The organism is Streptomyces capoamus (assembly GCF_014654935.1).
Lineage (GTDB): Bacteria > Actinomycetota > Actinomycetes > Streptomycetales > Streptomycetaceae > Streptomyces > Streptomyces capoamus.
This window is the reverse complement of sequence record NZ_BNBF01000001.1, coordinates 297,300-305,835: the sequence shown is the minus strand read 5'-3', so window position 1 is coordinate 305,835 and position 8,536 is coordinate 297,300. Positions and strand designations below refer to the sequence as shown.

The following is an 8,536-nucleotide window of genomic DNA, read 5'->3' as shown; positions in this document are numbered from 1 at the left end:
CCGTCCTCGGTCACCGACCTGGCCGACGGGGACGTCCTCGGTTTCGGCGGCGGCGCGCGCGTGGTGCACGTCCCCGGGCACACGGACGGCAGCATCGCGCTGTTCCTGCCCGCCGAGGGCGTGCTGTTCACCGGGGACACGGTGGCCTCGGTCGACGGCGTCCCGGTGCCCGGCGTGTTCAACCTGGACGGGCGGCAACTGCACGCGTCCGTGAGGCGGTTGGCGGGTCTCGACGTAGGGGTCGCCTGCTTCGGCCACGGCGACCCGGTGCTGGGCGGCGCCGCCGCCGCGCTCCGCGCGATCGCCGGGACGCCCGGTCAGCCGACCGGCACGCCGGCCTCCAGGTAGAGCGCGCTGCCCCGCTCGCGGGCGCGCAGGGCCCAGCGCAGGCGTTCGTAGCGGACCGGCGGCAGCATCGCGGCGGCCTCCTCTTCGGTGGCGAACCGCCAGTCGCGCAGTTCCGGGCCGGGCAGCAGCACCCGGGACGCCTCGCCGGATCCCAGCCGGCCGCCGTCGAACAGCAGCCGCAGACCGCCGAAGCCGGGCGGGACGGGCCGCTCCCAGTCCACGACGAGCAGCCGGGGCACCTCCCGCAGCCGTATCCCGGTCTCCTCGGCGACCTCGCGCATCCCGGCGCGGGCCGGGGCCTCGCCCCGCTCGACCACGCCGCCGGGGAACTCCCAGCCGGGCTTGTAGGTGGGATCGACGAGCAGCACGCGGTCCTGCTCGTCGAAGAGCAGCACCCCGGCGGCGAGCGTCTCGGCGGTGGGCTCCGGGGTCTGCACGATGTCGCAGACGGGTACGGCACCGCTGCCGACGGCCTCGGCGATGCGGACGGCGGCTTCGTACGGGGTGAGCGCGCTGGTGTCGACCGGGTGGGCGTCGGCGGTGAGCCAGGAGGCGAGGGCGGCGCGGTAGGGCTCGATGTGGTCGTACGACCACTGCCGTACGCGCAGCTCGCCGTCCGTCGGGTCGGGCGGGATCTCCCGCCCGGCTATCCGCTCGCGCAGTATCGTTTCGGCCGGGGCGAGCAGCACATGGTGCACGGTGATCCGGCGAGCGGCGAGAGCGCCGAAGATCTCGTCGCGGTACTCCTGACGGAGCAGGGTCATGGGCACCACCAGGGTGCCGCCCAGCTCGGCGAGCATCGCGGCGGCGGTGTCGACCACCAGCCGGCGCCAGATCGGCAGGTCCTGGAAGTCGCCGGCCTCGGCGAGGCGCTTGGGCGGCAGCAGGTGCGTGAGCGCCCCGCCGATCACCTCGGGGTCGAAGAGCGTGCTGTTCGGGATCAGTTCGATCAGTTCACGTGCCGTGGTGGTCTTCCCCGCACCGAACGCGCCGTTGATCCAGACGACGGTCACGGACTCCCCCTCTTGTGTCGGCCCCCTGTGGCTTGCCCGCTCCACCCTGCCACGGAAACCCGCCGCCGTTGAGGGCGCCCGTCCGCGCCCACACGGGAGCGCCGGTGCCCACCGCGGCGGGGACACCGGCACGCACGCCGTACGCCGGCGGGGGTTACTCGTGTCCGAGGGTGCCGTGGTCGACGTCGAGACTGTCCTGGGCGACGAGGTGACCGGCCGAGTCGAGGGTGTCGGCGACGTCGATACCGCCGAGGGGCCGTTCGTCGGCCGCGTGGGACGGGGTGACGGCGGCCACCACGAATCCGGCGGCGAGGGTGGCGATGGCGAGCATGCTGCGCTTCTTCATGCGCTGATCAACTGCCCGGGACGGCCAGGGGTCACGCACCCCCACGGCGCTTCGCTCCCGTGCTCCGCTCCTCGGGCCGATGCGCGCGGACACCGGACGCCGGCGAGACGGTCGCGGGACCCGTCGTACGCGCCGAAGTGAACAGTTCCGAACGGCTGGATCCGATCCAGACGCACCTCTTCCAACACACTCCGACAGCTCCTACCGTAAACGCGCAGAGATGGCGCGTATATGCCGTCATCACGGTTTCGCGAGTCGGAGGAGCGTCACGATGCGTCACCCTCACACCCGCACGACCCGCACCACCCCCCGGAGACTGGCCGGAGCGCTCACCGCGGGGCTGCTGTGCGCGGCAGCGGCGGGCCTCGCCCTCCCCGCCCCCGCCCTGGCGGTCCCCCCGGCGACCCGGGCGGCGCAGGCCTCCCCCGCCCTGGACGACGGCCTCGCCCTCACCCCGCCGATGGGCTTCAACAACTGGAACTCCACGCACTGCCGCGCCGAGTTCGACGAGGCCATGGTCAAGGGTGTCGCCGACCTCTTCGTCCAGAAGGGCCTGAAGGACGCGGGCTACCGGTACGTCAACCTGGACGACTGCTGGGCCCTGCCGAACCGCGACGCCCACGGCCAGCTGGTGCCCGACCCCGCCCGGTTCCCGAACGGGATCAGGGCCGTCGCCGACTACGTCCACGCCAAGGGGCTGAAACTCGGCATCTACACCAGCGCCGGCACCAAGACCTGCAACAGCGCGGGCTTCCCTGGCGCCCTGGGACACGAGTACAGCGACGCCCGGCAGTTCGCCGACTGGGGCGTGGACTACCTGAAGTACGACAACTGCAACAACCAGGGCGTGGACGCCCAGCAGCGCTACCGGACCATGCGGGACGCACTGAAGGCCACCGGCCGCCCCATCGTCTACAGCATCTGCGAATGGGGGCAGAACAAGCCCTGGGAGTGGGCCGCCGACGTCGGCCACCTGTGGCGGACCACCGGCGACATCAGCGACAGCTGGAGCTCGATGCTGTCGATCCTGAAGCAGAACCTGCCCCTCGCGCCGCACGCCGGCCCGGGCCACTGGAACGACCCCGACATGCTGGAGGTCGGCAACGGCGGGATGACGGACACCGAGTACCGCTCGCACTTCTCGCTCTGGTCGGTCATGGCCGCCCCGCTGCTCATCGGCACCGACCTGCGCAAGGCCTCCCAGGCGACCTACGACATCCTGGGCAACAAGGAGGTCGTCGCCGTCGACCAGGACCCGCTCGGCAAGCAGGGCACCGTCGTCTCCTCCGCGGGCGGACGCTGGGTCGTCGCCAAGGAGATGAAGGACGGCAGCCGCGCGGTGGCCCTCTTCAACGAGTCCGGTGCCGCCCAGCGGATCGCCACCACCGCGGGCACCGTCGGCCTGCCCGCCGCCGCCGGCTATACCCTGCGCGACCTGTGGCAGCACCGCACCTACAACACCGCCGGCACCATCGCCGCCACCGTCCCCGCCCACGGCACGGTCCTGCTCCGCGTCCAGGCCGACCCGCGCTGGGCGACCCAGCCGCCCGCCGTCGAACTCGGCCTGGACGGCAGCCCCTTGCTGCAGGCGGGCACCCCGGCCACACTGACCGGCACCGTCACCGACCTCGGGCGCACACCCGCGCAGCGGGTGTCCGTGACCCTGGACGGCCCCGCCGGCTGGACCGTGCGGGCCGCCTCGCCGACCACGGCGACCGCCCTCGCCACCGGTGAGACGCTGCGCACCGACTGGCGGGTGACCGCCCCGGCCGGCACCCCGACCGGCTCCTACGGCCTGACGCTGCGGACCGGTTACCGCTCGCCGACCGGGACGCGGGTCACCGCCGAGGTCCCGCTGACCGCGTCCGTCGTGGTTCCGCCGCCCGGCGGGACGTCGTACCTGGGCGACCTGCCCCGGCTGTCGGCGACCAACGGCTGGGGGCCCGTGGAGCGCGACACCAGCAACGGGGAGGACGCCGCCGGTGACGGACACCCGCTGACCATCGGCGGCACGGTGTACACCAAGGGGCTCGGCGTCCACGCCCTCAGCGACATCTCCTTCTACACCGGCAAGGACTGCGAGAAGGTCACCGCGGACGTCGGCGTGGACGACGAGAAGGACACGAAGGGCACCGTCGCGTTCGAGATCTGGGCGGACGGCACCAGGGCCGCGTCCACCGGGGTGCTGACCAACGCGATGCCCGCGCGGGCGCTCACCGCCGACATCACCGGCGCACAGGTGGTCCGGCTCGTCGTCACCGACGGCGGCGACGGCATCGACTCGGACCACGCGGACTGGGCGGACGCCCGGCTCGACTGCTGACCCGCTCACGCGGCACACCGGTACGCCGACGCCGCCCCGGCCCCACGACCGCCCGGCGGCCCGGGCTGGGGCGGCCCCGCGGCACGGGCGGCTGCGGCGGCCCCGCGGCCCGCCTGAAGACCCGGCTCGGCTCGAAGGCAGCGCGGACCTGGCGGCGGCCCGGCAGGACGGCCAGGACGGCCAGGGAGGCCGGGAACGGCAGGGCCTAGCGGCTCGCCGCCGGCACGTCCGGGGTGCGGGCCAGGGCCGCGGCCGCGGCGCCGACCAGGCCGGCGTCGGTGCCCGTCTGCGCGGGTACGACGGTGAGCCGCTGCACGAAGGACAGGGCCGCGTAGTCGGTGAGGGCCTTGCGCAGCGGCGCGAACAGCACGTCGCCCGCCTTGCCGACCCCGCCGCCGATCACCGCTATGTCGATCTCGACCAGGGTCGCGGTGGCCGCGATCCCGGCGGCCAGCGCCTGTGCGGCCCGCGCGAAGGAGGCCACGGCGACCGGGTCGCCCGCGCGGGCGGCGGCGGCCACCGCGGCGGCCGAGGCGTCACCGTCCGGGCCGGGCCGCCAGCCGTGCTCCAGGGCCCGGCGGGCGATGTTGGGGCCGCTGGCGATGCGCTCGACACAGCCGCGCGAGCCGCACGGGCAGGGATCGCCGTCCAGATCGACGCTGATGTGGCCGATGTGCCCGGCGTTGCCGGTCGGTCCGGGGTGCAGCCGGCCGCCCAGCACCAGTCCGCCGCCGACACCTGTCGAGACCACCATGCACAGCGCGTTGTCGTGGCCGCGCGCCGCGCCCTGCCAGTGCTCGGCCGCCGTGATCGCGACCCCGTCGCCGATCAGCTCCACCGGCAGGCCCCCGGTGACCGCACGGACCCGGTCGACCAGCGGGAAGTTCCGCCAGCCGGGCACGTTCACCGGGCTGACGGTGCCGGCCGAGGCGTCCACCGGGCCGGCGCTGCCGATACCGATCGAGCGCGCGCGTCCCCACAGGGGCGACCCGGCGAGATCGCCGAGCACCTCCGCCACGGCCCGCATGACCGTTTCGCCGTGCTGCTGGGCGGGCGTGGCGCGCTGGGCCCGGGCCAGGATCCGTCCGTCGCCGTCCACCAGCGCGCCGGCGATCTTGGTGCCGCCGATGTCCAGGGCCGCCACGAGATCGGTGTGCATCAGAGTCAGTTCTCCCCGTTGAAGCTTGAAAACCACAGAAGGCAGGCCGGTCAAGCGGTGGGGGCGCAGGCCGGAGACAGCGGTGGACAGTCTCTCTCGCATCTGACAACGTTGTCCAGGCTCTATGCTCGACGCCACATCCTCATACAAGCCCACCGGATCCCGCAGCTCCCCGTACGAGACAGGACAGAGCATCGTGCCCGAGACCACCCGCCGCGCAGACCGCCTTCCCGGGAACCGGTACGGCAACCGCCCGACGATGAAGGACGTGGCGGCGCGTGCCGGAGTGGGCCTGAAGACGGTCTCCCGGGTGGTCAACGGCGAGCCCGGGGTCACCCCGGACACCGAACGGCGGGTGCAGGAGGCGATCGAGGCGCTCGGCTTCCGCCGCAACGACAGCGCCAGGGTGCTGCGCAAGGGCCGGACGGCGAGCATCGGCCTGGTCCTGGAGGATCTCGCGGACCCGTTCTACGGCCCGCTGAGCCGGGCCGTGGAGGAGGTGGCCCGCGCGCACGGGGCGCTGTTGATCAACGGCTCCAGCGCCGAGGACCCCGACCGCGAGCAGGAGCTCGCCCTGGCCCTGTGCGCGCGCCGGGTGGACGGGCTCGTGGTGATCCCGGCCGGGGACGACCACCGCTATCTGGAGCCGGAGATCCGGGCCGGTGTGGCGACCGTGTTCGTGGACCGTCCGGCCGGCCGGATCGACGCGGACGTGGTGCTCTCCGACAACTACGGCGGCGCCCGCGACGGCGTCGCCCACCTCATCGCGCACGGCCACCGGCGGATCGGGTTCATCGGCGACATGCCCCGCATCCACACCGCGGCCGAGCGGTTGCGCGGCTACCGGGCGGCCATGCGGGACGCGGGCATCACCGTCGAGGAGCGCTGGATGTCGCTGGGGGCGACGAACCCGGAGCGGGTGCGCCGGGCCGCGCAGGAGATGCTGTCCGGCCCCGACCCGGTCACCGCGGTCTTCACCGGCAACAACCGGGTGACGGTCACCGTGATCCGGGTCCTGGCCGAGCAGACGCGCCGGGTCGCGCTCGTGGGCTTCGACGACATCGAACTGGCCGACCTGCTCCAGCCGGGCGTCACGGTCGTCGCCCAGGACGCCGCGGCCCTCGGCCGCACCGCCGCGGAGCGCCTCTTCCGCCAGCTGGACGGCACCCTCCTCGTTCCCGAGCGGATCGAACTGCCGACCCGCCTGGTCACCCGCGGCTCGGGCGAACTGCCCCCGGCGGACTGACCGCAACCCCGGGCGCCGGGCCGGCCGGACCGTCAGCCGGGTGTGGGCAGGCCGCGGGCGCAGGTGTTCCGGGGTCCCCTGTGCGCACTGCCGCTCAGGGGGTTCCCTGCCTGCACCCGGTCCCTTCCCCGCTCCTCCCTGCCTACTGCGCCGAGGCCGTCAGGTCGCCGCGGCGGGGGGTCGCGAAGTTCTCCAGGTCGGCGCGGGTCAGGCCGGTGAGGCGGGCGACCTCGGCCATGTCGAGCGCTCCGCAGTCCAGGCCGCGCAGCAGGTAGCCGCTCAGGGCCTTGGCGGTGGCGGGCTCGTCCATGACGTCGCCGCCGGCCCGGTTGGCGTACCGGGTGAGCCGGGCCGCCGCCTGCTCCAGGCCCTCGCGGTAGAAGGCGAAGACGGCCGCGTAGCGGGTGGGGAGGTGGCCGGGGTGCATGTCCCAGCCCTGGTAGTAGGCGCGGGCGAGGGCGCGGCGGGTGAGGCCGTAGTGCAGGCGCCAGGCGTCGTGGACCTTGGCGGCCGGGCCGACGGGCAGGACGTTGGTGGAGCCGTCCGAGACGCGCACGCCGGTGCCGGCCGCCGCGACCTGCATGACCGCCTTGGCGTGGTCGGCGGCGGGGTGGTCGCTGGCCTGGTGGGCGGCGGAGACGCCGAGGCAGGCGCTGTAGTCGAAGGTGCCGTAGTGCAGGCCGGTGGCGCGGCCCTCGGCGGCCTGGATCATGCGGGCGACGGTGGCGGTCCCGTCGGTGGCGAGGATCGCCTGGCTGGTCTCGATCTGGATCTCGAAGCCGAGGCGGCCGGCGTCCAGGCCGTGCGCCTTCTCGAAGGCCTCCAGGAGCCGGACGAAGGCGGTGACCTGCTCGGCGTAGGTCACCTTGGGCAGGGTGAGGACCAGACCCTCGGGCAGGCCGCCGGCCGCCATGAGGCCGGTGAGGAAGATGTCGAGGGTGCGGATGCCCCGGTCGCGTACGGCGGCCTCCATGCACTTCATGCGGATGCCCATGTACGGCGCCGCCGTGCCGTCCCGGTGGGCCTCGGCGATCAGGCGGGCGGCGCGGGCGGCCGTGGCGTCCTCCTCGGCGTCGGGCCGGGGGCCGTAGCCGTCCTCGAAGTCCACGCGCAGGTCTTCCACGGGCTCCCGCTCCAGCTTGGCGCGGACGCGGGAGTGGACCGGCTCGGCCAGTTCCTCCGGCAGTCCGAGCACGGCCGCGAAGGAGGCGGCGTCGGGGGCGTGTTCGTCGAGGGCCGCGAGGGCCTGGTCCCCCCAGGAGCGGAGGGTGTCGGCGGCGAAGGCGTCACCGGGGACGTACACGGTGTGGACGGGCTGCCGGGTGCCGGGGTCCCCGGGGTAGCGGCGCCGCAGCTCCGCGTCGACCGGGGCGAGGGAGGCGCTGATCTCCTCGCTGACGGCGCCGGCGAGGCTTGTCGCCACCTGCTCCTGCTGACCCATCCCACACCCTCCAATTTTCCGCTTTGCGGAATCAACAATCCGTTGAATGAAGTTATCCGGGGTGGTTCCCGCCGGTCAACACCCTCTCGGACGATGGTCGGCACCGCCCTCAGGATGCACCGAGGCCCCCGTGACCGCGCCGGTCACAGGGGCCTCGTACTGCGCCTGGGGAGGATCAGCCCTTGCGGGACTTGATCTCCTCGGTCAGCTGGGGCACGACCTCGAACAGGTCGCCGACCACGCCGAAGTCGACCAGCTCGAAGATCGGGGCCTCGGCGTCCTTGTTGACGGCCACGATCGTCTTCGAGGTCTGCATGCCGGCGCGGTGCTGGATGGCACCGGAGATGCCGTTGGCGATGTACAGCTGCGGCGAGACCGACTTGCCGGTCTGGCCCACCTGGTTGGTGTGCGGGTACCAGCCGGCGTCGACGGCGGCACGCGAGGCGCCGACGGCCGCACCGAGCTGGTCGGCGAGGGCCTCGATGATCGAGAAGTTCTCGGCGCCGTTCACGCCGCGGCCGCCGGAGACCACGATCGCGGCCTCGGTCAGCTCCGGACGGCCCGTCGACTCACGCGGCGTACGGCCGGTGACCTTGGTGCCGGTGGCCTGGTCCGAGAAGGTCACGGACAGGGCCTCGACGGCGCCGGCGGCCGGCGCGG

8 protein-coding genes are annotated in these 8,536 nt (G+C 73.8%); 3 read left to right on the top strand and 5 right to left on the bottom strand.

Annotated features, from left to right (window positions below):
• A partial coding sequence (locus IE312_RS38415) for an MBL fold metallo-hydrolase (protein ID WP_229898840.1) occupies nucleotides 1-348 on the top strand: 348 nt, incomplete at its 5' end.
• On the opposite strand, the gene IE312_RS01445 is transcribed toward IE312_RS38415, so the two are convergent.
• Both IE312_RS01445 and IE312_RS01440 read right to left on the bottom strand, forming a co-directional pair.
• On the bottom strand, nucleotides 318-1,361 hold the full coding sequence (locus IE312_RS01445) for an NUDIX hydrolase (protein WP_189977501.1): 1,044 nt from the start codon (nucleotides 1,359-1,361) through the stop codon (nucleotides 318-320). The two genes, IE312_RS38415 and IE312_RS01445, sit on opposite strands and share 31 nt — an antisense overlap.
• A gap of 154 nt (nucleotides 1,362-1,515) precedes the next feature.
• Nucleotides 1,516-1,707: a hypothetical protein gene (locus IE312_RS01440; RefSeq protein WP_189977499.1), complete on the bottom strand. Its 192-nt coding sequence runs from the start codon at nucleotides 1,705-1,707 to the stop codon at nucleotides 1,516-1,518.
• A 271-nt stretch (nucleotides 1,708-1,978) separates the two neighbouring features.
• Here IE312_RS01440 and IE312_RS01435 point away from each other — a divergent pair, with 271 nt between their 5' ends.
• Nucleotides 1,979-4,030 (top strand): NPCBM/NEW2 domain-containing protein, encoded by a 2,052-nt coding sequence (locus IE312_RS01435; protein ID WP_189977497.1) that lies wholly within the window; start codon nucleotides 1,979-1,981, stop codon nucleotides 4,028-4,030.
• Nucleotides 4,031-4,235: 205 nt separating this feature from the next.
• Here the strand turns inward: IE312_RS01435 and IE312_RS01430 are convergent, their stop codons facing one another.
• Nucleotides 4,236-5,189, bottom strand: coding sequence for an ROK family protein (locus IE312_RS01430; RefSeq protein WP_189977495.1), 954 nt, complete (start codon nucleotides 5,187-5,189; stop codon nucleotides 4,236-4,238).
• Nucleotides 5,190-5,385: 196 nt separating this feature from the next.
• On the opposite strand from IE312_RS01430, the gene IE312_RS01425 reads away from it, so the two are divergent.
• Nucleotides 5,386-6,435, top strand: a complete 1,050-nt coding sequence (locus IE312_RS01425; protein WP_189977493.1) for a LacI family DNA-binding transcriptional regulator — start codon at nucleotides 5,386-5,388, stop codon at nucleotides 6,433-6,435.
• 142 nt (nucleotides 6,436-6,577) lie between these two features.
• Here IE312_RS01425 and IE312_RS01420 read toward each other — a convergent pair whose 3' ends face one another.
• Nucleotides 6,578-7,876 carry a DUF6986 family protein gene (locus tag IE312_RS01420; protein WP_189977491.1) on the bottom strand — a complete coding sequence of 433 codons (1,299 nt, stop codon included), beginning with the start codon at nucleotides 7,874-7,876 and terminating at the stop codon, nucleotides 6,578-6,580.
• A gap of 175 nt (nucleotides 7,877-8,051) precedes the next feature.
• The coding region (locus tag IE312_RS38410; protein ID WP_229898838.1) for an electron transfer flavoprotein subunit alpha/FixB family protein at nucleotides 8,052-8,536 on the bottom strand (485 nt) is incomplete at its 5' end.

Coding starts and splice junctions, on each gene's coding strand:
- IE312_RS01440 (WP_189977499.1), bottom strand. CDS start 1,707: ATGAAGAAGCGCAGCATGCTCGCCATCGCCACCCTCGCCGCCGGATTC.
- IE312_RS01435 (WP_189977497.1), top strand. CDS start 1,979: ATGCGTCACCCTCACACCCGCACGACCCGCACCACCCCCCGGAGACTG.
- IE312_RS01430 (WP_189977495.1), bottom strand. CDS start 5,189: ATGCACACCGATCTCGTGGCGGCCCTGGACATCGGCGGCACCAAGATC.
- IE312_RS01420 (WP_189977491.1), bottom strand. CDS start 7,876: ATGGGTCAGCAGGAGCAGGTGGCGACAAGCCTCGCCGGCGCCGTCAGC.